Raw genomic sequence first — 22,491 nt, 5'->3', positions numbered from 1 at the left:
GCCTGCCTCCGTGACTCCGATGTTCCTCTCTGCGGAGTCCGTCCGCGACCGACACGATCAGCGGACCCGGGCGAGAGGGCGCCGTTCTGCCGGGTCGGGATCAGGTTCTGCATCCCCCGGCGACGTCAGCCTTCGGCCTCGGCCACGCCGACCGGGCAGGTCACGCCCGTGCCGGCGGGCCTCTCGGCGTCCACACGGCGCAGACCGCCCGGTCGAGGGCCGTTACCGAGGTCGCTGACGTCGATGCCTGTACTGGCAAGGTCGACGAGTTGGTCGGCCAGACGTTCCACTTCCGCCACCACGTGAGCGGGGATGCCGTCCGCCACGTGGTCGTGGTCAGGGTCGTACTCCCAGCGCCAGTCCGCGTTCACCGGGCCGGGAGGCCGATGGCCGCGTGGGCTTCGTCCAGGATCCGTCCGATCTCATAGGCGGCCTGCCGTGCCTGGACGGCATCACCCGACTCGGCGGTGTCTTCCCAGTGGCGGAGATCTGCTGCCAGGTCGGGCTGGCGCTGGATGTGGACATAGATGGCCCACTGAGCAATGAACCGCTGGAGCGGCGACAGATCGGAGCCCTGCCGGGACTGGTCGGCCGCTTGGTCCAACTCCCGGGTGAAGGCCGGTAGTGCTGCGGGTGCTTGCTGTGCGCCGAGAGGCCGCGCTTGAGGTGGGTAACGTGGTGGCCGCCCGGCTCGTAGCGGCGGTGCAACCAACCGCAGGGGGTTACGTCTGAGGGCGGGGATCACTTCCGCCGGTCCTGTTCCACAGCCTGCTCGCGGTAGTACGTGCGCCAGATCAGCCGGTGCACCCGCGTCCAGCGCGGTACCGATCGCACGCCGGGGATGAAGGGCACCAGCATCAGGCCCAGGCTGAGCAGGGCCATCACACCCCAGATCAGGGCGTCTGCGTTGCCGGAGGACTTGAAGGGCTCGATCTGGTACCAGAAGGTGTAGAGCCACAGCCACGCCTGGCCCGGGTAGTTCCCGGTCTCGTTCATCATCCCCCACTGGTCGCCGCCGAGGTGCTCGGCACGGGCCAGCGACTCCAGGTAGGAGCCGTCGGAGAGGAAGAGCAGCGGACGGGTGTAGTCGGTCTGGTAGAACTTGCCCTCCGCCTGGAGTTCGCCGTCCAACGCGCCGCTGCGGGCCAATTCGAGGAGGCGTGCGGTGAGCACGGGGACCGGGCCGTAGTCGCCCTTCGAGGGGGCGCCGCCGCGGGCTTTGGCCAGGGCGTCGGAGTAAGCAGCGGCCCATGCCTGGCGCCGGGCGGCCGGGGCGGCGTCCCAGGTGGCGAGGGCCGCGGTGACGTCGGGCGGTTCCGGGACGTCGCGCAGCGGATGCAGCACGAAGTCCTTCGCCGTGTCCACCGGGATGCGGACACCCGCGGCGCTCTGCAGCCCGACCGGGCCGAGCTTCTGCGCCGCGCTCGGCGTGTGGTTGTACGGCGGCCCGTACTCGGCCGTTCCGCTGGTGCCGCCGAGCTCGGTCACGGCTGTCGCGGTGAAGTCGGCGCCGTCGGCCCGCGCCCAGGAGGCCAGGGTCACCGGCTTGACGTCGGGCGAGGAGAAGACGGCGGCCAGGCCCGCGGTGAGCAGCGCGACCACGACCAGCGCGATCGTGAACTCCTTGACCAGGTCGTACGGCCTTGTGGGGAAGGCAGCCGGGTCCGGCACGGCGGACTCACGGTGGCGTCCATTCATCGCGCTGCCTCCCGCGTGGTCGCGTCCGCGGGACCGGTGGTGGCGTCGATCGGCGGCACGATCCCGCGCAGCCGGACCAGCAGGATGTGCCAGACCGTCAGCAGACCGAGGACGAAGGGCAGCAGGACGATGTGCCACATCAGCATCTGGCCGAAGTCCAGCACGTTGAAGAACGCGCCGATGCCGACCGAGTTGAGCCCGTCCTTGGCCTGGCCGGCGATCCACTGGGAGTCGAAGTTCTGCTGGACCAGGTAGCCGGTGAAGGCAGTGCCGATCGAGGTGAAGAAGCACACCGCACCGGTGATCCAGGTCGCCGCCCGCCGACCGCGCCAGGCGGCCATGAAGAACTTGCCCCACAGGTGGATGACCATGAAGAACATGAACAGCTCGACGCCCCACAGGTGGAGACTGTTCACGTACCTGCCGGTTCCCGAGACGTGCCACCACGCAGGCCCCTTCAGGGCCAGCACCCCGCCGGTGACCAGGACCACGATCAGCGAGGCCACGGTGAGCACGCCAAAGACGTAGATCCACGAGGCCATGTACGCCGGCTGGGTATCCGGCAGTAGTTTGTCCGGGGGCAGGGCCGCGACCGCCCGCCGACGCACCGCTCCGGTCCAGCCGCCTGCAGCGGACATGTTCGTGTACGGCCCGATGGCGGCGCCGTCCTCACCCGGATCACTCACCTGCGGCCTCCAGGGAAGGGCAGCAGCAGGGCGCCGACGAAGACAACCACCATTATGCCGATGACCAGCAGGTTCGCGACGGACAACTGGATGACACCCCAGTGCACGTAGCGCCCGGTCCCGTTCAGATCGATGGGCGCGGCAAGCGCACGCCCGCGCGACAGCAGGAGTCCCGTGATTGTCATGATCTGTCTGCCCATCCCTCGCCGCACCGCTGATGACAAGCGAAGCGCCTCGTGGAGCTCTGGGCATCCTGGCTTGCCCGGAAGCGGGGCCGAAGGGCCTAACCGGAACATGCTTCAGTGCGGGGGCCCGGTGGGCATTGGCCGCACGCCCGTGTTCCGGCGCCGGCGCGGTGTCCGAAAGGTACTGCTGGTGGCTGGGACCGTTCGGCCTTCCCCGCCAGGCCGAACGTCACTGGTAGCCGGAGCGGCCCGGTGTTGTCATGGGTAGGGAGACGGCGTGGACGAGGGCCGCGGAGGCCGGGGCGCCGTCGCGAAGCGGAGGAGGCCGATGCCATGCTGCACCGCCGCACGGTCGGTGACGTGATGACCGAGGAGGTCATCAGCCTCCGCCCCGACACACCGTGCCACGAGATCGCCGCCCTGCTGGACGCGAACGACATCGCCGCAGCCCCGGTCATCGACGACGAGGGCGCCCCCATCGGCGTCGTGTCCGCGTCCGATGTGCTGCGGCACGAGACCGGCATGCCCGATCCACAGGGGCAGGACGGGAACGACGACCGCGCGTGGGGCAAGGCCCGGGCCCGGACCGCGGGCGCGCTCATGAGCAGCCCCGCCTTCACCGCAGATGCCGACTGGACGATCCCCCGGGCCGCGCGGGAACTCCGCAGGCGGCACGTCAAGCAACTGCCGGTCGTCGGCGAACACGGGCTCCTGACCGGAATCGTCAGCCGCAGTGACCTGCTGGACGCCTTCATCCGCTCCGACGTCGAGATCCGCGGCGAGGTCGAGCGGGACGTCCTGGGGCGCATCCTCGGCCTGGGCGAGGGCACCGTCGCGGTCGAGGTTCGGGACGGGGCCGTCACCCTGCGGGGTCACGTCCCGGAACCGCGTCTTGTCCCGGTGGTCGTGGGCCTGTGCCAGGGCGTCGACGGTGTCGTTGCCGTGGACGCCCATCTCGCGGCCGCCCGGGCGGACTAGTCGCTGGTGACTTCACGCGCCGGAGCGATGCACGTCAGGCTTTGCGCCCCTCCTCGATCGCTCGACAGCCGGGACTCAAGGAACTGCCCAAGCAGGTTGAAGAGCCCGGTCATCACGGCAGCGTCTTCGTCTGTGGTCAGCGACCGGAATCGCGATGCCGCGACCGACGGCAGCACGAGGCGGAGGGCGAGTGCCTCCCAGATGAGGTCGGTGCCATGACTTAGCTCGTCAGCGAGCCACTCGCGGAAGCCCGCGAGCGCCGTGTGTCTCCGGATGTCCGCCAGCAGATCCGGGAGATCAAGTCTTCGGTGAACTTCGCAACCCCAGTCGGGCAGGACACGCCGATGTCGGCAGGCCTGTGCTGCCGTGTGACTACCCCGGGGCCGGCGGCCGGTGTTCGGCGGGTCCGCTCGGTCGCGGACGCAGGCGGGGTCAGTTCGTCCGAGGCAGGGGGGACGCTCCTGGGGCAACAGCCGGGCGGTCGAGTCGAGGTCGCCACGGCTTACGAGCGTGTGTATCTCGTGGGCGAGCGGCGTCACATCATCGATGGCGACGGCCCGGAAAGGCGCAGCGCCAAGCCGGTCTGTCGCTCAAACGTCCGCGCGCTCCAAGACGATCATCGCCGTGTCATCCGTCAGGTGGCCCTCCGTGTGGCGGATCAGACTGTCGTGCAATTGGCCGAGGAACTCTTCCGTGGTGCGGGCATGGACCGCTTCGATGGCCTCGGGAAGGGCAAAGAAGTCCTTGCAGCGGTTGCGGGCTTCGATCACGCCGTCGGTGTACAGCAGCAGACGGTCTCCCACTGCGAACGGATAGCTCTCCGCCTTGGCGGGAGGATCGGTGACGAACTCCTCCAGGCCGAGGGGCGGCAGGGGTGAGGTGGGTGCAAGTTCGTGAACTTTGCCGTTGTGCACCAGCAGCGGAGGAGGGTGACCGAAGTTCACCACGTCGACCACGGGTTCGCCCGGCGGCACCTGGGCAACCAGCGCCGTCACGAAACCCTCCGCGTGGTCATCCCCACAGTCCTTGACGGCGTCGTCCGGCCCCGAGTGCTCCCGCCGCAGCGCAGCCGAGCAGTGGTTCATCACCGCCATCAGCTCGTCCTCGTAGTGCGCGGCCTCCCGGAACGCGCTCAGGACGGCCGCCGCCGAGCGTACGGCAGCCAGTCCCTTGCCCCGGACATCTCCCACGATCACCCGGACCCCGTACGGTGTCGGCAGCGCCTCGTACAGGTCGCCGCCGATCTGTGCGCCCGTCTCCGCCGCGAGGTACAGACTGGACGTCCGCACCGGGCCGAGCCGGGCGGGTACGGGCTGCAATATGACTTCCTGCGCCGCCACAGCGATCCGGCGGATCTGGTCGAGTTCGCTCTGCCTGCGGTTACACATAGCGTTGCTGGTCATGACACTGGCCGCGGACACCACAAGCAGCCCCAGCAAGTTGCTGTAGATCTGCGTGTCGCCCCAGGCGTGGTGCATGGTGGTGGTGGTGAGGCTGACGCCCAATGCGCCGGCTGCTGCGGACAGCGTGCCCACAGGACCCATCGTCAGCGCGGCCAGCGCCGGCATCGCGGTGAGGAGAGGGCCCGTATACAGAAAGTGTGCGGGCGAGAGCTCGATACCCAGGCCGAGCAGCACGATCGCGAACGGTATGCATTGCGCCAGCCTCAAGCTCCACCAGCCATGGCTGCCCGCCCCCGGCGGAGTGAGTGAGCGGAAGAGCGACCGCATGGTCCCAGCCTTCCTCCGCGGAGCTCAATATTCCATTCCACGACCCCGGATATTCCGGCGTTGCGCAGCGCTCAGTCGAAGCCAGTCGCGAGCGATCTCGACGGCAAGAAAGGTCTCCTGCCCGGCACTCGTGGCCCAGCCAGAGCGGTACTCGGGGGAGTACACCTGGTAGACGGTGATCGTGGATGCCGTGTGCCGGTCGGGACGGACTCAGGCTGGTTCGTCGTGAAACGCCCCGGCACTGTCCGAGGCCGGCTGGCGGCGCACAGGGTGGGCGTGGGCCACCATGGTCGCGCAGAGCGTTGGCGAGCCGGACGGTGCCTCTGCGGAACGGTGCTGCCGCACCGGCCGCCGCGGGCGGATCCTCGCCCGGCTACCCCACTGCGTTTGCCCTGGCCGTGCACGCATGCGTGCCCCTGACTCCCTGGGGCCCGTAGAGCGCTACGGACCGCACGCGGCGGCGACGCCCAGTACGAAGCCGCACGAGCCCGACACCGTGGTGATCATCAATGGGCCTGTGAAGCGGGCTAACCAGCCCACGGCGCGGCGCATCACGAGTGCCGCCAGGTGCGCCATGGTCGGGTGATGATCTCCCGGAAGGTGTGGTGCGACTGGTTCCGGCCGCAGTGCTCCAGTACCCAGCTCTGCCCGTCCGCGAAGTCCTCACTGCCGTTCGAGGACTGACCGCACACCGAACACTCCATCGCGTACGTGGTCGGCTCTGCGTCCGGCTCGCGGTCGGGCGTGAGCGTCCACGTCTCGTGACGGATCACCGAGCGCAGCTCACAGCCCTCGCTCTGTCCGCGCGTTGGCCGCTTTCACGCCCGCGCTCAGCCGCTCAGAGAGGGTGGCCGCACGGATCTGTGCCGGGTCTGCCTCCCACTCACAGCCGCCGCTCACGGGGCGCAGCATGGCGTACGGACCGGCCATGTCCTGGTACTCCCCGACCTTGCGCTTCGCCGGGTCGTAGACCAGCTCTCCGCGCTCAGGGACGGCCGTCTCTGCTCTTCTACTACCTTGAGTCGCCATAACAATGACGCTACGTAGCGGCGCGAACACTCCTCAATGGCACTTCGGTGAGGTGTCGGCCGGAAGTGCCACACAGGGTCACAAGGGCACTCCGATCGCGGCGGCAAGGTTTTGCATTTCTGGCGTGAGGGTCCGCCGACGCGCGACCACCTGGCCGAAGATGTCCCGTGCGTACCGCTGATTCGGCAGCCACTGCGGAGCGTCCGCACGAATCCGCTGCAAGACCTCGACCGTCTTCGCGTAGTCACGCGACCGGGCATGCGCCTCCGCCACGTCGAGGAGATGACGGTTGCGGTTGTTGGAGGTGGGCCGCATGCCGCCGGTAGGGATGCGCGCCGAGAGCTTGAGCACCAGGTCGGGCTTGTCAACGATCAAGGCGTTCTCGGCCCGCTTCAAAGCCACCGTGACTGGCCCGAACGCCTGTAAGAAGTCGTCACGCGGAGCGAACTCCCTGCCCATCGCGACCGCTGCCGAGTTGGCGTAGCGCAAGGCGTCCTCGGCCTCTCCGGCACGGTTGTCGCGGATCGCGGCGGCGGAGGTCCGCAGCAACAGCCAGCCCCACGCGCTCAGTTCCGCAGGCTTTGCACGCGAGATGCGCGGCTCTACCTCATCAGCCCACCGGGTCGCCAACTCCCGCGCCTCAGCCAGCCGACCACGCCGCAGCAAGAGCCAGCACTGCGTGCTCACTGTCGCTGCCGCCTGAAGCCGATCGGAGGAATCCTCCAGCGACCGGGACAGTGCGATGTCAGCAGCTTCGAACTGCCGCGTCTGGGTCAGCAGCCAGCCCGTCAGCTGGGAGAGCCGGACCCGCACGGCCCGGCCTTCCAGCCCACTCTCGGCGACGAGATCAGCGTCCCGTAGCAAGGGCGGGAGGATCACGCTCAGTTCTGCGAAACGATCACCGGAGAAGAGCGGCAGGGCCGATTCCATGGCGTCCCGCACACCGTCTACTGTCGGCTCGTCCGCGACGCCATCCGCCCGCACGGGAGCCACGAGCGCAAGCCGGACAGCTTCCCAACGATCAACAGCGCCAGGCGCCGCCTCCGGCTCGTCCTCATGGTCCCCGATGAGGTTCGTCGTGGGCACCCGCAGGGCTTGCGCCAGTTGGCGGGCAGTCTCCAGGCGTGTTTCAGCCCGCTCCCCTTGCTCCAGCTTCCGGATCAAGGGCAGAGTCACACCGGACTCGCTCGCCAGCTGACGTTGAGTCATACCGCGCCGCTTGCGTACTTCCTGAAGCCGCTTGCCAATGCTGGCACTCATGATTCGAGCGTACGGCGGCGATCGGGCGTCCGCGCAGGCTTCCCATACCTGACGTCCGCTCCGCCCAGCCCGCAGTATCCGCCCGGGTTTTTGGCGTCCGAAAGACACTGCTGGTGGCAGCGCTCGGTTGACCTACTCGGTTGTCACGGCGCCTGCCGGGCGTGAGATGAACTGCGTGAGGAGCTTGAAGAGGGCGGTCACGGCGGTGACGTCTTCGTCTGCGGTCAGTGACCGGAAGCGCGAGGCGTCGATCGCCGGCAGCGCGAGTTGGAGAACCAGTGCTCCCCAGATGAGACTGCTGCCGTGGCCGAGTTCCTCGGTGAGTCACTCGCGGAAGCCGGTGAGTGGTGTGCGTCTGCTGCCTTGAGGTAGCCGTTCAGGAAGGTGGCGTGGTTCCAGAAGGAGCCGTCGAGGTCGTAGGCCCCGGGCATCGGTGGATGTCCACGAGGAGATGTGGGGGTTCAAGCCCTTCCGTCATGTTCCTTCCGGTCGGCTCGTCCGGCTCGGCCCGACGGCCGGGGGCGGGGTCTCAGAGGCGGCTGTACTTCTCGATGTCCTCGGTGAACTCCTTGATCGCCTGCGCGGTGAGCGTCGGCCGGGTGTCGGCGATGGCGGCCATGTAGTCGTCGGTGCCGGCCGGTCGGCCCTTGCGCTCCGTGACCTCACGCTCGAACGCCGCCTGCGCGCCCTTACGGGCGGCGAACTCGATGTCGGCGGGGGTGAACAGTTCGCTGGCCTCGACCAGTCGGGTGAGGTCCACCGAATCGCCGGTGGTCCTGAGATAGCGGGTCCAGATCGCCGCGCGGGCGGTCGGGTCAGGCGGGCCGATGGGGATGACGTAGTCGAACCGGCCCGGCCTCAGGAAGGCCGGATCGAGCGAACGCACGGAATTGGTGGCGCAGGCCAGCAGCCGCGCGTCGTGCTCGCGGAAGCCAGGGATCAGTTTGAGCAGCTCGTTGGTCACCCCGTGCCCCGGGTCGACCGCTTTCCCGGACCGCACGCCGGCGATCTCCTCGACCTCGTCGATGAAGAGCAGCACCGAGTCCAGTTCCGCCAGATCCGCGAAGGCCTCCCGGAGCGCCGCGGCCAGCCCCTCGCTCGTGTCGGCCGCGAGCCGGGACGGAAACAGCTCCACGAACGGCCAGCCGAGCCGCGAGGCGACCGCTTTGGCAAAGCTGGTCTTCCCGGTGCCAGGAGGGCCGAACAGGACGATCGCCTTGGGCGGGGCGACACCGTAACGGTCGGCCAGCGCAGGCTCCGTCAGCGGGAGCACGACACGGCGTTCGACCACCTGCTTCTCGCGCTCCATGCCGGCCATGGCGTCCCAGAGCCCCTCGGGCAGCATGCGACCGCCCAACGCCGCGAGAACGTCGGCGTTGGCGGTTCCGGGGGGTTCGAGCTTCTCGTAGTAGGTCAGGTCGTCGCGGAACCGGTAGCCGGAGTTCTCCAGGGCCTTCGTCCCGGCGGCACCGGCGGGCAGGAGTGCGCTGATGTGGCGCGCGCCCAGTGCTCGCAGGCGTCGCTCCAGCTCGGTGAGGAGCGCACTCCCGATACCGCGCTCGCGCCATCGGGAGGCGAGGGCCACCAGGAGGATCCACCCTCGCTTGCCGTGCGCCTGGGCCACGGCCATGCCCACGAGTTCGTCCCCGACCACTGCGACGACCGCCGTCTGACCGCCCTTGGCCGCAGCCATGACCTCGGATACGGGAAACACCCGGTCCTCGCCGCCCCGGCGGCTCTGGTCCCAGATCTGAATGGCCTGGTCGAGATCGTCGTCGTGATAGTCGCGCAGATGCCAAGCGGGCATGGCCACCCCTCACCCTGCGGGAGAGCCCCATTGTCCCAGCCAGGCACGGCGGCCGCACGAGCGCGCTCGGAGGCAGGGCAGCCCGGGGGCCGATGGGCGTGGTCAGGTGCCGCGTCGACTCTCTTCCGGCGGAACGTCCGTGGAGGCGCGGTCTGTCGGCGCCGTCGGGGGTTCGGCGGCGCCGGGAGTCCAGGAGCAGGCCAGGGAGCCGCCGATCAGACCGCTGATCAGTCCGAGGAAGAGGCCGCCGAGGTTCGCGACGGGGAAGGAGATGAGGGTGAGCAGGAGAGTGGCGATCCCGCAGAACACGCGGAGGTGCGGCTGGTACCAGAGGGTGATCCCCAGGGTGATGAGCAGGACTCCGATGACCAGGGCTCCGGCACCGGACGTGGTCGACATGGCCAGCGGAATTCCGACCGGGTCCAGATGCGCGTACGGCCAGTAAAGGATGGGCAGTCCCGCCGCCGAGGTGAAGAGCCCCGCCCAGAAGGGACGTTCGCCACGCCAGGTTCTGAATCCGTGCCGGGCACGCGCTGCGGTGACGCGCAGTCGGTGGCGTCTGCCCAGGAGGTTGGTGATCATGTGTGCCCGCCCAGGACTCAGAAGCATTCGTGACGGCCGTGTGCGAGATGGACGCGCAGGCCGGGGATGTTGAACGTACCGGCAGAGAGCGCGACCGCGGTCAGGCGCACGTCGGTCAGGGAGACCGACGTGGCCTGCTGCCCGAAGCCGTTGGGGTCGAAGTAGGGCGAGTTCCTGTCGCCCGGATTGATCGGACCCTTGAAGATCTCCCCCGTCGCGATTCCTTGATCGAGGCCCTTGAAATTCGCCTGCCCGGCCGACTGGGACGTCGTGTCGAGGAACAGGTTCGATGCTTCGACCGGTCGTTCGCTTCCGCCGGTGAGCTTGAACGTCTGCACGCCCAGCACCGGGATCTCGATCAGTACGGACTGGCACAGCTCGGTGATCGTCGTGTGCCGGGATCCGGTGACCAGCACCGGCACATGCTCGCCCTTCCTGGTCACGTCCACCATGCCGTACACGCTGAACCCGCGAGCGGTCAGCGTGTCCGCGGTGACCTGGAACTCCTTGCCGGAAATGAGGAACGACGCGGCCAGTGCGCCCTGTCCCATGGCGATGCCGAGGGCCGCGCAGGCTGCGACGCTGGGTACCAGGAATGCCGCAAAGCGCCGCCAATTGGTTTTGCCGACGCGGGGCGACATCCTGTCTCCTTCGGTCATGGCGCGAGCCGCCTCTACCTGGACTGAACGGATGTTTTCCTCGCCACCCAGTGACGGATCCTAGGCTTCCGGTTGTGCCAATCGGCTGCACGTCAGGGCCGCCGTACGGGTGACGCACAGGGTGCTCGGCCCTCCGGGCGATGCGGTGCTCACGAGCCGAGCGGCACCGCTGCGGCGTATGCGACGAGGCGCGCGAAGCGCAGCCACACGAGCAGATGACCGTTCAGGGGTGCCCAGCCCGGACGGAGAAGGCTCTCGATCGCGCTGATCGCCTCGGCCAGGGCTTCCCGCGTCGCGGCGTCCACGCGGCCGAGGTTCGTCAGGTACGAGGCGGCACAGCTGTCGAGGCAGGCATGCAGGCCGGCCAGCCGCGGTACCTGGCTGTCGCGCAGGAGGCTCTCGTCCGGGAAGGGAAAACGCCGGAACGCCGTGTGGCGGTTCGCGACGGCGGCGACGAGTCCCAGGCGAGAGGGGGCCGTCTCGCCGGGCCATCGAAACCCTGACAGCTGCGTGGTGATGCGGCCTGGGGTCCGTCGGCCGGCCGCCTTCTCCGCGTGGCGTCGGACGGCGAACGACTCGACTTCGGCGAGCCAGACCGTGCGACTGGCTTCCAGAGTCTCCAGCGCACGCAGCAGGGCCGCGGGGTCTCTGCGGAGATCGGGGGAAGGGCACGCCGTCGCGGCGAGATAGGCCCAGGTCGCGTTGAAGCCCAGCGGACAGTAGTGCCCGACGGCACACCTGAGGGAGGTGTGCCGTCGGGCGAGTGGCACCTGCTCGTCGCGCACCCGGCGTGCGTAGGTTCTGAATGACACCCGGTGATGTCAGCCCTCGGCCTCGGCCACGCCGATCGGGCAGGACACGCCCGTCCCGCCCAAGCCGCAGTAGCCTGCCGGGTTCTTGTCCAGGTACTGCTGGTGATAGGCCTCGGCCGGGTAGAAGGTGCGGCCCTGCGCGGGGAGGATCTCCGTGGTGATCGTGCCGTGGCCGGAGTAGGTCAGGCGGTTCTGGTAGGAGGCGCGGGAGGCCTTGGCCGTGGCCGCCTGGGCCGGGGTGTGGGTGTAGATCGCCGAGCGGTACTGGGTGCCCACGTCGTTGCCCTGGCGGAAGCCCTGGGTCGGGTCGTGGGACTCCCAGAAGGTCTTCAGGAGACGGTCGTAGGAGATCAGCTCGGGGTCGTGGACCACGCGGACGACCTCCGTGTGGCCGGTCAGGCCCGAGCAGACCTCCTCGTACGTGGGGTGCTCGGTGTAGCCGCCCTGGTAGCCGACCAGGGTGGTCCACACACCCGCGGGAAGCTGCCAGAACTTGCGTTCCGCGCCCCAGAAGCAGCCCAGGCCGAAGTCGGCGATCTCCAGGCCCTCGGGGTAGGGGCCGAGGAGCGGGGTGCCGAGGACGGTGTGGCGCTCGGGGACCGCGAAGGCGGGCAGGTCACGGCCCTTGAGCGCCTGCTCGGGGGTGGGCAGCTGGGGTGAGCGGCCGAAGAGCATCAGGTCTCCCTGTCGGTCTGGAAGGCGGAGGCCGGCCTGGCACGTGGTCCAACGGCCCGTGCCTCCGCCGCATTCCGGTCAGGCCTCCGCCGTCACCGCCTGCACGGTGTCGTTGCGGACCTGGCAGTAGTACGCCGCCGCGCCGTCGCCCCGGTAGCTCCACGGCAGCGATTCCACATAGCCGTCGACCAGCTTGAACTGCTCCAGTGCCGCCTCGTGCCGGTCCTGGAGGTGGAGGTAGAACGCCAGCAGGTGACGCAGCTGTGCCAGGCCCGGGTGGCTGGGGTCGGCGGCCGCCGCGTCCGCGAGGCCCGCGTCCACCCTGGCCACCATCTCGGGCGTGTTGTCGGCCGCGGTGTCGGTCGACTCGTCGTGCTCGAAGTGCGCGATGAGCGGCAGCGCTGTCAGCAGGCTGCCCAGCGGCGCCTCGGCGGCCGCGCGCTCGGCGAAGTCGAACGCCAGCTGCTGCGAACCCCGCCACTTCGCGCACCAGTACTGGAGAGCCGAGAAGTGGGCCCCGAAGTGGTGCGGGGCACGGGTCTTGATCTCCGCCCAGAGCTTGTCCATCTCGGCGTTCGGGTACCCGAGGCCGAGCGCCACCCAGATCTCCGCGATGTACGGCGAGGGGTCGTCGGGGTTGAGGGCGGCCGCCCGCGCGATCTCCTCGCGTGCGCTCACCAGCGTCCGGTGGAAGCCCTGGGCCTGCTCCTGCGTCGTGTACTTGGCCCGCTGCGCACCCCGCAGCTCCCAGGCGAGGTACACCGTGCTCTGTGCCCGGACCACGGCCGCGTCCGGGTCCTCGGGGCGCGCGGCCTCCCAGGCCAGCAGCCACTCGTCGTCCTTGGCCGCGAGCGTGGCCACGTGGTTGATGAGCGTCGAACGGCGCTCCCAGTCCCGGCCGATGGTGCGCAGCGCCTCGGCGGCGGGCTCCCAGTCACCGCGGCGCACCGCGTCGAGGGTGGCGGCCCAGTCGGCGGGCAGCGGGGCGGGGTGGTCCATGTTCTGCCGTTCGGCGGGCAGCAGACCGAGCTTCTCGGCGGCCTGCGCGGCCTCGGCGCCGTCGTCGGGGCTCGGGTTGAAGAACTCCTTGAGGAAGACCCCGGCGATCCACACCACGAAGATCAGCGTGGGGACGGCCAGAACGGCCAGGATCCAGAGCAGCACGGTCATGGGAGGGCGCGGTCCGTTTCTTCGAGGGGGAGTGGCGAGGGGGCGGCGTCGGCCGGAGGGGCGGTTACGGCGCGGAGGGGCTGCCGCTCACGCGGGCTGGGGCGCCATCGGTGGCAGCAGTGCCCGCAGCGGTGCGGTGTCGGGGTGGTCGGCGAGCGCCGCGTCCACCGCCGCGTCGAGTGCGGCCTCGGGGCCGTCGCCCGGTGTGTTCTCCGACGTCCAGCCGGGCAGCCGGACGGTGGCCGCGTGGGACCAGGAGAACTCCCAGTGCAGCAGCGAACGGGCGCTGAACTCGGCCAGCACCATCGTCCGCAGCGAGTTGCGCAGCCGGGGCCGTACGAACTCGCGGAAGGCCCGGCCCTTCGCCGCGGACGCCTCCTCGGACAGCGGCAGCCGCTCCGCCACCCGCCACAGCCGGCCGTCGTCGATGACCTCCAGCAGCGCGGACAGCGTCGCCGGCTGCCCGGTGTAGTCGGCGAGCGCCCCTTGCAGCGGGGTGCGCGCGGAGGACATGCCCTTGGCCATGGAGGCCTCCAGCAGCTCCTGCCACTCGGCGGTGCGTCCGAAGGCGAGCACCTCGTCCGTCAGGACGGCGTCCTCCAGCGCGGCCAGGGTGCGCCGCGGGTCGGTGAGCAGGGCGAGGGCCGTGCCCTCGGTCTCCTCGCCACGCCCGTCGGCGGGCAGTGCCTCGATCCGGCGCACCCGCTCGGCGATCGGCGGATGGGAGTCGTACGGCGAGGCGGGCTCGGTCGGCAGGTCGGCCCGCAGCTCCGCCAGCTCCTGATCGCGGGCGGTCAGCAGCCGGCCGAAGCCGCCGAAGAACTCGCCGTGCGGCGGCAGCAGCCGTACCGGCAGGCCCAGGGTGGCGTAGGAGTCGAGGTAGAACTCGTGGGAGGCGGCCAGGGCGGGGATCTGGCGCAGCGCCGAGGCGGTCGCGTCGCGCCCGGCGATCCGGGCGGCGGCCAGGTCGGCCGCGTACTCCTGGGCGCGGGCCGTGGACAGGGAGGCGCGCAGGTAGAGCTTGCCGTAGGCGGTGTAGATCTTCGCCATCGTCCGGTACGTCGCCCCGGCCCCGGCGGTGTCGATCTGCTTCGCCTTCTTGCCCTTGGCGACCCGCTTGGCGGAGGCCTGCTCCTGGCGGGCGCGCTCGGCGGCCACCTTGCCGTCGGCCTTGGCGTGGAACTGCCCGATGACCCGGGCGATCTGCACCCGGCCGCGCACCACGAGCGCGGACAGCCGGGTGTCGCCGCCGGTGAAGTGGCCGTACTCGTGGGCGAGTACGCCGCGCAGCTGCGCCTCGGTCAGACCGGTCAGCAGTGGTACGCCGAGGTAGAGGCGGCGCGGGCCGGGGAGCAGGCCGAGCAGCCGGGACTCCTCGCTGACGGCCGCGTTGACGTCGGCGGTGAGCAGGATCCGGTCGGGGGCGCGGGTGCCGGTCGCCGCCGCGAGGTCACGGACCAGCGCCCACAGCCGGGGCTCGTCGGCCTCGGTGACCGGGATGCCGGCCGGCTCCTCGCCCCGGGGCGTGCGCAGCATGAACATGCCGCGTACGACGGGGACGGCGAGCACCGCGGTGACGATGAAGAGCTTGATGGCGGCCAGGCCGTGCAGCCCCCAGCCGAAGGCGGCGACGTCGACACCTACGAGCACCGCGAGCAGCAGCAGGCTGAGCAGATAGAAGCCGAACAGCAGGACCAGGGCGCGCAGTGCGCGCAGAGTTGCGCCCATCGGGCAGATCCCCCCACAGGACCCAGAGACATGGACATGGCAAACACCGCGCCGCGGTGCTGCCGGTGAGTGTGGGGGGACTCGGAGCAGACCCGGAGCCGACTCAAAGCAAAGCAAGAGCAAACTCGGAGCATGCGGAGTATGCCCTACCGCAGGTCAGCAGGGCAATCCACTTGATCCAAGACCCGGCGGATCAGCCGGGCAGGGTCGCCGGGCTGCCGCCGCCCGCCTCGTAGCCCGCCACCGCCAGCGCGCGGTAGACGGCGAACGCGGCGGCCGGGTCGGCGGACAGCGTCCAGGGCAGCGCGCCCACATGGCCGTCGACGTGTATCAGCTGGTCCATGGCCTCCGCCCAGCGCTCGGCGCGGACCAGGAAGAAGAGCAGCAGATGGCGGACGTGCGCGACCATCGGGTCGTCGGGGTCGGCCGCGTGCACCGCGTGCAGCGCGCCGTGCATCGCCTTGGTGACGACCTCGCTCTGGTAGAAGCTCGCGACCAGGTTCACCTCGGGGAGGTGCTCGAAGACCGCGAACAGCGGCAGCGCGGCGAGCAGCGAGCCCTCGGGTGCGCGGGCCGCCGCGGCCTCGGCGAACGCGTACGCCAACTCGCGCGAGCCATGCCACTTCTCGCACCAGTAGTGCAGCGCGGCCAGATGCGCGCCCATGTGGTTCGGCGCGCGGTCCAGGATGTTCAGCCACAGCTTCTCGAACTCGGGCTGCGGATAGGCGAGGCCACGGGCGACGGACAGCTCGACGATGTACGGCACCGGGTCGCCGGGGGCCAGCAGCGCCGCCTGCGCGCAGGCCTGCCTGGCCTCCTCCATGATGATGCGGAAGTCGTCCGCGCCCGGCGTCGACGTCCGCCACGCCTGCTGCACCAGGAACTCGGCGTGCACCGCCGCGCCGCCCGCGTCCTTGGGCTGCTCGGCCCGCCACACCCTGAGCCACTGCCCGCCCGGCGTCTCGTGCACCCCGCCCGGCCGCTGCTTCAGCTCCAGCGCCGCCGCACCGGCGAAGGCCTGCACCCGCTGCCAGCGCGCCTCGCCCTCGGCCTCGGTGCCGGCCAGCAGCTGGGCCGCGGCGCGGTAGTCCTGCGTGCGCTGCACCAGCTCCAGGACGTCCAGCAGGTCCTGGTCGGGGCCGGGCATCCGGACGTCCAGCTCCTCCTCGCGCACGAAGCCGTAGGTCGCCGGGTCGGCGGCGTCCGGGTGGCCCGGGGGCACCAGCCCGATGGCCCCGCGCCTGCGCCGGATGATCGGGAGCAGCACGAAGCTCAGCAGGACCAGCGCCATGAGCAGCCAGAGAATCGACATGACTCCAGCGAACCAGACGCCGCCGACAATTGGCCAACCCCGCCCGCCGGGCCTGTGGAAAACCTCGATGCCCGCGTGCGGACGCCGGCATCCGGTCGGGCGCACTACGCTCGGTGGACATGAGCGACAGGCACATCAGTCAGCACTTCGAGACTCTCGCGATCCACGCGGGCAACACCGCGGATCCCCTCACCGGCGCGGTCGTCCCGCCGATCTACCAGGTCTCGACCTACAAGCAGGACGGCGTCGGCGGCCTGCGCGGCGGCTACGAGTACAGCCGTAGCGCCAACCCGACCAGGACCGCCCTGGAGGAGAACCTCGCCGCGCTGGAGGGCGGCCGCCGTGGCCTCGCGTTCGCGTCCGGCCTGGCGGCCGAGGACACCCTGCTGCGCACGCTGCTCAGCCCCGGCGACCACGTCGTGATCCCGAACGACGCCTACGGCGGCACCTTCCGCCTCTTCGCCAAGGTCGTCAGCCGGTGGGGCGTGGAGTGGTCCGTCGCCGACACCAGCGACCCGGCCTCCGTGCGGGCCGCCATCACCCCGAAGACCAAGGCCGTGTGGGTGGAGACCCCCTCCAACCCGCTGCTCGGCATCACCGACATCGCCACCGTCGCCCAGATCGCCCACGACGCCGGTGCCAAGCTCGTCGTCGACAACACCTTCGCCACGCCCTACCTCCAGCAGCCGCTGTCGCTCGGGGCGGACGTCGTCGTGCACTCCCTCACCAAGTACATGGGCGGCCACTCGGACGTGGTCGGCGGTGCGCTGATCGTCTCCGACCAGGCGCTGGGCGAGGAGCTGGCCTACCACCAGAACGCGATGGGCGCCGTCGCCGGCCCCTTCGACTCCTGGCTGGTGCTGCGCGGCACCAAGACCCTCGCGGTGCGCATGGACCGGCACAGCGCGAACGCCACGCGGATCGCCGACATGCTGACCCGGCACCCGCGCGTGACCCGCGTCCTGTACCCGGGTCTGCCCGAGCACGCCGGCCACGAGGTCGCCGCCAAGCAGATGAAGGCGTTCGGCGGCATGGTGTCCTTCCAGGTCGACGGCGGCGAGGAGGCCGCCGTCGAGGTGTGCAACCGCGCCAAGGTGTTCACGCTCGGCGAGTCGCTCGGCGGTGTCGAGTCGCTCATCGAGCACCCGGGCCGGATGACGCACGCCTCCGCGGCCGGCTCCGCGCTGGAGGTCCCCGCCGACCTGGTGCGCCTGTCCGTGGGCATCGAGAACGTCGACGACCTGCTGGAGGACCTGCAGCAGGCTCTCGGCTAGACCCGGGTCACCAGCCGGTGATCGGTGGAGTCGTCTGCGAGGGCGGCTCCACCCAGGGATGGACGTGCACCGCCCAGACGGTGAACGCCACCGCCGCGGCGCACAACAGCAGCCACCACACGCGGCGGGCGAGCCGCCGGTGGCGCAGCATGCGGTCGCCGCGGCGCACGGCCTCGCCGTACAGGTCCGGCGGCAGGGGTGCCTGGGTCTGCGCCAGGATCCGCCGTACGGCGGCCTCCCGCTGGGGACGGTTCACCTGGGCCTCCCGGCGGGCCGCGAGGCCCAGGACGGCGTCGCCCTCGCCGCGCGCGGGGCGGGCGACACCGGCGTCGGATGCAGCACGGTGGCCGTGGCCCGGTCGCAGATCGAGTGCACCCGCTCGACCGGCAGCCCGAGCAGGGCCGCCGCCTGTTTCTCGGCGACTCCCTCGTACATCCGCAGCACCAGGACCAGCCGTTCCTGCGGGTTCAGTTCGACGAGCGGGCTGCGCGGATGCGGCCGGGCGCAGCCGACGGCGCCGTAGTGGTGCCAGGCCCCGCGCTGGAATCGGGTGGCGAGGTACTGGCGGGCGCAGTCGTAGGGGTCGTCGCCGCGCAGCCGGTCCCAGCCGGCGTAGGTGTGGGCGAGCGCCAGCGTCAGCAGACGCCGCGCGCGCGGGTTGGCGTCCGGCGCCTCCGCGGTGAGCAGCGTGGCGGTGTGCAGCAGGCGTCCCGCCGCGCCCGCGACGAACGCCTCGAACTCCCGGGCCCGACGGGCAGCACGGGATGCCTGCCGATCACGCACCGTGCCTCCCCCCTGAGGAGGTCCTGTCCGGTACGGGACAGGCGAACCGCGCACGACGCAGGACCCGGTCTCATATGAGGCCAGCGACGGCCCAAGGTCAATACGTAGGACGGCGCCAGTACCGCACCAGTGCGGCCGGCCTCAGGACGTCGGCGGCTGCTCCGAGGACGGCACCTGGACCGCCATCCGCGAGGAGAGCGCGGTGTTGAAGCGCGTGAGGAGCGTGCAGAACTGCTCGCGCTCCTCCGGCGCCCAGTCGTGTGTCAGCTCGGCCATCAACTGACGCCGCGACGAACGCACTTCCTCCAGCCGCGAGGACCCGCGCGGCGACAGCTGGAGCACCACCGCCCGCCCGTCCTCCGGGTGCGAGGTGCGCTTGACGAGCCCGGTGTCGACCAGGGGGGCCACCTGCCGGGTGACCGTGGAGGAGTCGATCCCCATGCTCGCGGCGAGCGCCTTGACGCCCATCGGACCTTCCTTGTCGAGGCGGTTGAGCAGCAGGTACGCGGCGCGGTCCATGGAGTTGCGCACCTGTCCGACGCCGCCGAGCCGGGTCTGTTCGGCACGGCGGGCGAACACCGCCACCTCGTGCTGGAGGGTGTCGAGAAGACCGGTGTCACCGACGGTCGTCATGTCCATCGACATTTCAGGTGTTGTGGGCATGGCCGGAGGCTCGCTTCATGAAGGGCTGCTGGGTTGGGGGACAGGGTACGCGGCCCGGGGGCGGGCCGTACCGGCCCGGACCAAACCGGTCTCGGAGCTTGGTCACACCCGCCGTGTGCGACCGTGAACTGCGAGACTTGAGTCATGAGCTACAGCACGGCTGACTCCTTGCGTTCGGTCACCCTCGACGATGTGCGCGGAGCCCAGAAGATGCTCTCCGGTGTGGCACGTGTGACGGCGATGGAGGGCAGCCGCCACCTGTCCCAGCTGGTCGGCGCGCCGGTGCACCTCAAGTGCGAGAACCTGCAGCGGACCGGCTCGTTCAAGCTGCGCGGCGCCTACGTCCGGATCGCCGGTCTGCTGCCGGAGGAGCGTGCCGCCGGGGTGGTGGCCGCGAGCGCCGGGAACCACGCGCAGGGCGTGGCGCTCGCCTCCGCGCTGCTCGGGGTGCACGCCACCGTGTTCATGCCGAAGGGCGCCCCGCTGCCGAAGATCAGCGCGACCCGGGACTACGGCGCCGAGGTGCGCCTGCACGGCCACGTGGTCGACGAGACGCTGGCCGCCGCCCAGGAGTACGCGGAGAAGACGGGCGCGGTGTTCATCCACCCCTTCGACCACCCGGACATCATCGCGGGCCAGGGCACGGTCGGCCTGGAGATCCTGGAGCAGTGCCCGGAGGTGCGCACGATCGTCGTCGGCATCGGCGGCGGCGGGCTCGCGGCCGGCATCGCGGTCGCGGTGAAGGCGCTGCGGCCGGACGTGCGGATCGTCGGGGTGCAGGCGGAGGGCGCCGCGGCCTACCCGCCCTCGCTCGCCGCCGGCCGTCCGGTGTCGGTGGAGAACCCGGCGACGATGGCCGACGGCATCAGGGTGGGGCGGCCGGGCCTCGTGCCGTTCGGGATCATCGAGCAACTGGTGGACGAGGTACGCACGGTCAGCGAGGACCAGCTGTCGGCCGCGCTGCTGCTGTGCCTGGAGCGGGCCAAGCTGGTCGTGGAGCCGGCCGGGGCGAGCCCGGTCGCGGCCCTGCTCGGCGAGCCCGGTGCCTTCCCCGGCCCGGTCGTCGCGGTGCTGTCCGGCGGCAACGTCGACCCGGTGCTGCTGCAGCGGGTGCTGCGCCACGGCATGGCGGCGCAGGGCCGCTACCTCGCCGTCCGGCTGCGGCTGACCGACCGTCCGGGCGCGCTCGCCACGCTCCTCGGGGTGTTGTCAGTGGTCGACGCCAACGTCCTCGACGTGAGTCACGTACGCACCGATCCCCGGCTCGGGCTCACGGAGGCGGAGGTGGAGCTGCACCTCGAGACGAAGGGACCGGCGCACTGCGCCGAGGTCGGCCAGGCCCTGCGCGAGGCGGGCTACACGGTCATCGACTGAGGCCGGCCGGGGCCCTGGAGCGGGTGGTCACTCGTTCGGGAAAAACCATTGAGAGACGCGATACATCGCGTTATGGTGTGTCGCGTGGCTGCCGGTCCGCCGGCCGCCTGTCCGCCGGTTCGCGCGCGGAAAGCCCCAAGTGGAAAACCACAGGCGGCGCCGAGCGGGCGAACCTAGCCTTTTCCGCACCACCCCTTCCTGAACGATCCCCGACGACGTGGAGACTCACATGCCAGGCGCCATCTATGCCGAAGGTCTGGTGAAGACCTTCGGCGACGTAAGGGCACTGGACGGCGTCGACCTCGATGTCCCCGAGGGCACGGTCCTCGGCCTGCTCGGGCCGAACGGCGCCGGCAAGACGACGACGGTGCGATGCCTGACCACACTGCTGCGCCCCGACAGCGGCCGGGCGGTCGTCGCGGGGGTGGACGTCCTCAAACACCCCGACACCGTGCGCCGCTCCATAGGCCTGTCCGGCCAGTTCGCGGCGGTCGACGAATACCTGACCGGCCGGGAGAACCTGCAGATGGTGGGGCAGCTCTACCAGATGAGGGCCCGGGCGGCCAGACAGCGCGCATCCGAACTGCTCGAACAGTTCAACCTCGCCGACGCCGCCGACCGCCCCGCCAAGACCTACTCCGGAGGCATGCGCCGCCGGCTCGACCTCGCCGCCGCCCTCGTGGTCTCACCGCCCGTGATGTTCATGGACGAGCCGACCACCGGCCTCGACCCGCGCAACCGCCAGCAGTTGTGGGAGGTCATCAAACAGCTCGTCTCCGGCGGTACGACGCTGCTGCTGACCACGCAGTATCTGGAAGAGGCCGACCACCTCGCCCACGACATCGCGGTCGTCGACCACGGCCGGGTCATCGCCAAGGGCACCTCCGACCAGCTCAAGGCCCGCACCGGCGGCGAGCGGGTCGAGGTCGTGGTGCACGAGCGCGAGCACATCCAGAGCGCCGTAGAGGTCCTGCGGGGCTTCGGCAAGGGCGAGACCACGGTCGAGGAGCACACCCGCAAGCTCACCGTCCCCGTAACCGGCGGCGCCAAGCTGCTCGCCGAGGTCATCCGGGAGCTGGACAGCCGCGGGATCGAGATGGACGACATCGGGCTGCGCCGCCCGACCCTCGACGACGTCTTCCTGTCCCTGACCGGACACGTGGCCGAGGCAGCCGATCAGGACCAGGCGAACGGCAAGGAGGCCGTGAAGAAATGAGTGCCGTCACCGACGCCGTCCGCATCGCGGCGCCCGGCAACCCCATCGGCCGGTCCCTGCGTGACTCGCTGATCGTCGCCAAGCGCAACCTGATCCGGATGTCCCGGATCCCCGAAATGCTGATCTTCGGGCTGATACAGCCCATCATGTTCGTGGTGCTGTTCACCTACGTGTTCGGCGGCTCCATGAAGATCGACGGCAGCACCAGCGCGATCGACTACAAGAACTTCCTGATGGCCGGCATCTTCGCGCAGACCGTCACCTTCGCCACCGCCAGCTCCGGCGCCGGCATCGCCGACGACATGCACAAGGGCCTCATCGACCGCTTCCGCTCCCTGCCCATGGCACGCGGCGCGGTGCTCACCGGGCGCACCCTCGCCGACCTGGTCCAGACGGCCCTCACCCTGCTGGTCCTCGCCGTCGTAGCGCTTCTGGTGGGCTGGCGGGTCGGGACCTACCACGACACCAACGCCGGCCGGGTCCTCGCGGCCTTCGGCCTGCTGCTCCTGCTCGGATACGCGTTCACCTGGATAGGCGCCCTGATCGGCCTGACCGTCCGCACCCCGGAGGCGGCCACCTCCGGCGGACTGATCTGGCTCTTCCCGGTCACCTTCATCTCGAACGCGTTCGTCGACACCAGCAACATGACCCCGTGGCTGCGCCACATCGCGGAGTGGAACCCGTTCAGCGCCACCGTCCAGGCGGCCCGGGTGCTGTTCGGCAGCCCCGGCCAGTCCGACTCGACGGCCTGGCCCATGCAGCACCCGGTCTGGGCCTCACTGCTCTACTCGGTGCTGATCATCGTCATCTTCCGCACCCTGGCCGTCCGCAAGTACCGCTCGGCGACCGCCTGACGACATGCCTGCGCCC

Annotated in this window: 24 protein-coding genes and 1 pseudogene; 5 read left to right on the top strand and 20 right to left on the bottom strand. The window is 70.4% G+C overall.

What is annotated here, in order from left to right; genetic code table 11:
• Window positions 1–125: 125 nt before the first annotated feature.
• From ACFY3C_RS28030 to ACFY3C_RS28010, 5 genes are read right to left on the bottom strand one after another with little or no spacing between them, the layout of a single operon-like run.
• A complete protein-coding gene (locus ACFY3C_RS28030) occupies window positions 126–371 on the bottom strand; it encodes a hypothetical protein (protein ID WP_390772687.1) in 246 nt (81 codons plus the stop codon).
• Window positions 368–712, bottom strand: a complete 345-nt coding sequence (locus tag ACFY3C_RS28025; RefSeq protein ID WP_390772783.1) for a DUF6247 family protein — start codon at window positions 710–712, stop codon at window positions 368–370. The genes ACFY3C_RS28030 and ACFY3C_RS28025 overlap by 4 nt, the downstream gene beginning before the upstream one ends.
• Before the next feature lie 29 nt (window positions 713–741).
• Window positions 742–1,698, bottom strand: coding sequence for a hypothetical protein (locus tag ACFY3C_RS28020; protein ID WP_390772686.1), 957 nt, complete (start codon window positions 1,696–1,698; stop codon window positions 742–744).
• Window positions 1,695–2,384, bottom strand: a complete 690-nt coding sequence (locus ACFY3C_RS28015) for a cytochrome b N-terminal domain-containing protein (protein WP_390772685.1) — start codon at window positions 2,382–2,384, stop codon at window positions 1,695–1,697. Before ACFY3C_RS28015 ends, ACFY3C_RS28020 begins: the two co-directional genes overlap by 4 nt.
• Window positions 2,381–2,569 (bottom strand): hypothetical protein, encoded by a 189-nt coding sequence (locus ACFY3C_RS28010; RefSeq protein ID WP_390772684.1) that lies wholly within the window; start codon window positions 2,567–2,569, stop codon window positions 2,381–2,383. The genes ACFY3C_RS28015 and ACFY3C_RS28010 overlap by 4 nt, the downstream gene beginning before the upstream one ends.
• A gap of 333 nt (window positions 2,570–2,902) precedes the next feature.
• Between ACFY3C_RS28010 and ACFY3C_RS28005 the strand changes: the two genes are divergently transcribed.
• Window positions 2,903–3,547, top strand: coding sequence for a CBS domain-containing protein (locus ACFY3C_RS28005; protein ID WP_386579195.1), 645 nt, complete (start codon window positions 2,903–2,905; stop codon window positions 3,545–3,547).
• A gap of 590 nt (window positions 3,548–4,137) precedes the next feature.
• Here ACFY3C_RS28005 and ACFY3C_RS28000 read toward each other — a convergent pair.
• The 12 genes and pseudogenes from ACFY3C_RS28000 to ACFY3C_RS27945 all read right to left on the bottom strand — a co-directional run bounded on the left by ACFY3C_RS28000 (window position 4,138) and on the right by ACFY3C_RS27945 (window position 16,311).
• The gene (locus tag ACFY3C_RS28000; RefSeq protein WP_390772683.1) at window positions 4,138–5,184 is read right to left on the bottom strand and encodes a PP2C family protein-serine/threonine phosphatase; all 1,047 of its coding nucleotides are present in this window, start codon (window positions 5,182–5,184) and stop codon (window positions 4,138–4,140) included.
• A gap of 644 nt (window positions 5,185–5,828) precedes the next feature.
• Entirely contained in the window at window positions 5,829–6,050 is a 222-nt protein-coding gene (locus ACFY3C_RS27995) for a hypothetical protein (RefSeq protein WP_390772682.1), read from the bottom strand.
• A 10-nt stretch (window positions 6,051–6,060) separates the two neighbouring features.
• Window positions 6,061–6,306 carry a hypothetical protein gene (locus tag ACFY3C_RS27990; protein WP_390772681.1) on the bottom strand — a complete coding sequence of 82 codons (246 nt, stop codon included), beginning with the start codon at window positions 6,304–6,306 and terminating at the stop codon, window positions 6,061–6,063.
• Between the two features lie 78 nt (window positions 6,307–6,384).
• Complete coding sequence (locus ACFY3C_RS27985) at window positions 6,385–7,566, bottom strand: helix-turn-helix domain-containing protein (protein WP_390772680.1); 1,182 nt, start codon at window positions 7,564–7,566, stop codon at window positions 6,385–6,387.
• Window positions 7,567–8,095: 529 nt separating this feature from the next.
• The gene (locus tag ACFY3C_RS27980) at window positions 8,096–9,373 is read right to left on the bottom strand and encodes an ATP-binding protein (RefSeq protein WP_390772679.1); all 1,278 of its coding nucleotides are present in this window, start codon (window positions 9,371–9,373) and stop codon (window positions 8,096–8,098) included.
• 102 nt (window positions 9,374–9,475) lie between these two features.
• Window positions 9,476–9,955, bottom strand: a complete 480-nt coding sequence (locus tag ACFY3C_RS27975) for a DUF6114 domain-containing protein (protein ID WP_386579200.1) — start codon at window positions 9,953–9,955, stop codon at window positions 9,476–9,478.
• Window positions 9,956–9,972: 17 nt separating this feature from the next.
• Entirely contained in the window at window positions 9,973–10,596 is a 624-nt protein-coding gene (locus ACFY3C_RS27970) for a DUF6230 family protein (RefSeq protein ID WP_390772678.1), read from the bottom strand.
• Between the two features lie 167 nt (window positions 10,597–10,763).
• Window positions 10,764–11,426, bottom strand: a complete 663-nt coding sequence (locus ACFY3C_RS27965; protein ID WP_390772677.1) for a hypothetical protein — start codon at window positions 11,424–11,426, stop codon at window positions 10,764–10,766.
• Window positions 11,427–11,435: 9 nt separating this feature from the next.
• A pseudogene (gene msrA / locus ACFY3C_RS27960) lies at window positions 11,436–11,906 on the bottom strand (peptide-methionine (S)-S-oxide reductase MsrA); the annotation flags it as partial.
• Between the two features lie 273 nt (window positions 11,907–12,179).
• Window positions 12,180–13,271 carry a hypothetical protein gene (locus ACFY3C_RS27955; RefSeq protein ID WP_390772676.1) on the bottom strand — a complete coding sequence of 364 codons (1,092 nt, stop codon included), beginning with the start codon at window positions 13,269–13,271 and terminating at the stop codon, window positions 12,180–12,182.
• 87 nt (window positions 13,272–13,358) lie between these two features.
• Entirely contained in the window at window positions 13,359–14,999 is a 1,641-nt protein-coding gene (locus ACFY3C_RS27950; protein WP_390772675.1) for a M48 family metallopeptidase, read from the bottom strand.
• Window positions 15,000–15,192: 193 nt separating this feature from the next.
• Window positions 15,193–16,311: a hypothetical protein gene (locus ACFY3C_RS27945; RefSeq protein WP_390772674.1), complete on the bottom strand. Its 1,119-nt coding sequence runs from the start codon at window positions 16,309–16,311 to the stop codon at window positions 15,193–15,195.
• Window positions 16,312–16,430: 119 nt separating this feature from the next.
• Here ACFY3C_RS27945 and ACFY3C_RS27940 point away from each other — a divergent pair, with 119 nt between their 5' ends.
• Complete coding sequence (locus tag ACFY3C_RS27940; RefSeq protein WP_386579211.1) at window positions 16,431–17,585, top strand: cystathionine gamma-synthase; 1,155 nt, start codon at window positions 16,431–16,433, stop codon at window positions 17,583–17,585.
• A gap of 7 nt (window positions 17,586–17,592) precedes the next feature.
• On the opposite strand, the gene ACFY3C_RS27935 is transcribed toward ACFY3C_RS27940, so the two are convergent.
• The 3 genes from ACFY3C_RS27935 to ACFY3C_RS27925 form a co-directional block, all read right to left on the bottom strand.
• The gene (locus tag ACFY3C_RS27935) at window positions 17,593–17,841 is read right to left on the bottom strand and encodes a hypothetical protein (RefSeq protein WP_390772673.1); all 249 of its coding nucleotides are present in this window, start codon (window positions 17,839–17,841) and stop codon (window positions 17,593–17,595) included.
• Entirely contained in the window at window positions 17,838–18,368 is a 531-nt protein-coding gene (locus ACFY3C_RS27930; RefSeq protein ID WP_386579213.1) for a sigma factor-like helix-turn-helix DNA-binding protein, read from the bottom strand. Before ACFY3C_RS27930 ends, ACFY3C_RS27935 begins: the two co-directional genes overlap by 4 nt.
• Window positions 18,369–18,509: 141 nt before the next feature.
• Window positions 18,510–19,013 (bottom strand): MarR family winged helix-turn-helix transcriptional regulator, encoded by a 504-nt coding sequence (locus tag ACFY3C_RS27925; protein WP_390772782.1) that lies wholly within the window; start codon window positions 19,011–19,013, stop codon window positions 18,510–18,512.
• 162 nt (window positions 19,014–19,175) lie between these two features.
• Here ACFY3C_RS27925 and ilvA point away from each other — a divergent pair, with 162 nt between their 5' ends.
• The 3 genes from ilvA (at window position 19,176) to ACFY3C_RS27910 (ending at window position 22,475) form a co-directional block, all read left to right on the top strand.
• Window positions 19,176–20,405, top strand: coding sequence for a threonine ammonia-lyase (gene ilvA / locus ACFY3C_RS27920; RefSeq protein WP_390772672.1), 1,230 nt, complete (start codon window positions 19,176–19,178; stop codon window positions 20,403–20,405).
• Between the two features lie 229 nt (window positions 20,406–20,634).
• Window positions 20,635–21,621 carry an ATP-binding cassette domain-containing protein gene (locus ACFY3C_RS27915; RefSeq protein WP_386579217.1) on the top strand — a complete coding sequence of 329 codons (987 nt, stop codon included), beginning with the start codon at window positions 20,635–20,637 and terminating at the stop codon, window positions 21,619–21,621.
• Window positions 21,618–22,475: an ABC transporter permease gene (locus ACFY3C_RS27910; protein WP_386579219.1), complete on the top strand. Its 858-nt coding sequence runs from the start codon at window positions 21,618–21,620 to the stop codon at window positions 22,473–22,475. Before ACFY3C_RS27915 ends, ACFY3C_RS27910 begins: the two co-directional genes overlap by 4 nt.
• The last annotated feature ends 16 nt before the right edge of the window (window positions 22,476–22,491 follow it).

Origin of the sequence: Streptomyces sp. NPDC001410, assembly GCF_042895235.1 — a bacterium.
Taxonomy (GTDB): Bacteria; Actinomycetota; Actinomycetes; order Streptomycetales; family Streptomycetaceae; genus Streptomyces.
This window is presented reverse-complemented; position numbering and strand designations above follow the sequence as displayed.

What these genes read in the sequence shown, in the direction of transcription:
- ACFY3C_RS28020 (WP_390772686.1), bottom strand. Translation starts at nt 1,698, where the DNA reads ATGAATGGACGCCACCGTGAGTCCGCCGTGCCGGACCCGGCTGCCTTC.
- ACFY3C_RS28010 (WP_390772684.1), bottom strand. Translation starts at nt 2,569, where the DNA reads ATGACAATCACGGGACTCCTGCTGTCGCGCGGGCGTGCGCTTGCCGCG.
- ACFY3C_RS28005 (WP_386579195.1), top strand. Translation starts at nt 2,903, where the DNA reads ATGCTGCACCGCCGCACGGTCGGTGACGTGATGACCGAGGAGGTCATC.
- ACFY3C_RS27990 (WP_390772681.1), bottom strand. Translation starts at nt 6,306, where the DNA reads ATGGCGACTCAAGGTAGTAGAAGAGCAGAGACGGCCGTCCCTGAGCGC.
- ACFY3C_RS27985 (WP_390772680.1), bottom strand. Translation starts at nt 7,566, where the DNA reads ATGAGTGCCAGCATTGGCAAGCGGCTTCAGGAAGTACGCAAGCGGCGC.
- ACFY3C_RS27980 (WP_390772679.1), bottom strand. Translation starts at nt 9,373, where the DNA reads ATGCCCGCTTGGCATCTGCGCGACTATCACGACGACGATCTCGACCAG.
- ACFY3C_RS27975 (WP_386579200.1), bottom strand. Translation starts at nt 9,955, where the DNA reads ATGATCACCAACCTCCTGGGCAGACGCCACCGACTGCGCGTCACCGCA.
- ACFY3C_RS27970 (WP_390772678.1), bottom strand. Translation starts at nt 10,596, where the DNA reads ATGTCGCCCCGCGTCGGCAAAACCAATTGGCGGCGCTTTGCGGCATTC.
- ACFY3C_RS27955 (WP_390772676.1), bottom strand. Translation starts at nt 13,271, where the DNA reads ATGACCGTGCTGCTCTGGATCCTGGCCGTTCTGGCCGTCCCCACGCTG.
- ACFY3C_RS27950 (WP_390772675.1), bottom strand. Translation starts at nt 14,999, where the DNA reads ATGGGCGCAACTCTGCGCGCACTGCGCGCCCTGGTCCTGCTGTTCGGC.
- ACFY3C_RS27945 (WP_390772674.1), bottom strand. Translation starts at nt 16,311, where the DNA reads ATGTCGATTCTCTGGCTGCTCATGGCGCTGGTCCTGCTGAGCTTCGTG.
- ACFY3C_RS27940 (WP_386579211.1), top strand. Translation starts at nt 16,431, where the DNA reads ATGAGCGACAGGCACATCAGTCAGCACTTCGAGACTCTCGCGATCCAC.
- ACFY3C_RS27925 (WP_390772782.1), bottom strand. Translation starts at nt 19,013, where the DNA reads ATGTCGATGGACATGACGACCGTCGGTGACACCGGTCTTCTCGACACC.
- ilvA (WP_390772672.1), top strand. Translation starts at nt 19,176, where the DNA reads ATGAGCTACAGCACGGCTGACTCCTTGCGTTCGGTCACCCTCGACGAT.
- ACFY3C_RS27915 (WP_386579217.1), top strand. Translation starts at nt 20,635, where the DNA reads ATGCCAGGCGCCATCTATGCCGAAGGTCTGGTGAAGACCTTCGGCGAC.
- ACFY3C_RS27910 (WP_386579219.1), top strand. Translation starts at nt 21,618, where the DNA reads ATGAGTGCCGTCACCGACGCCGTCCGCATCGCGGCGCCCGGCAACCCC.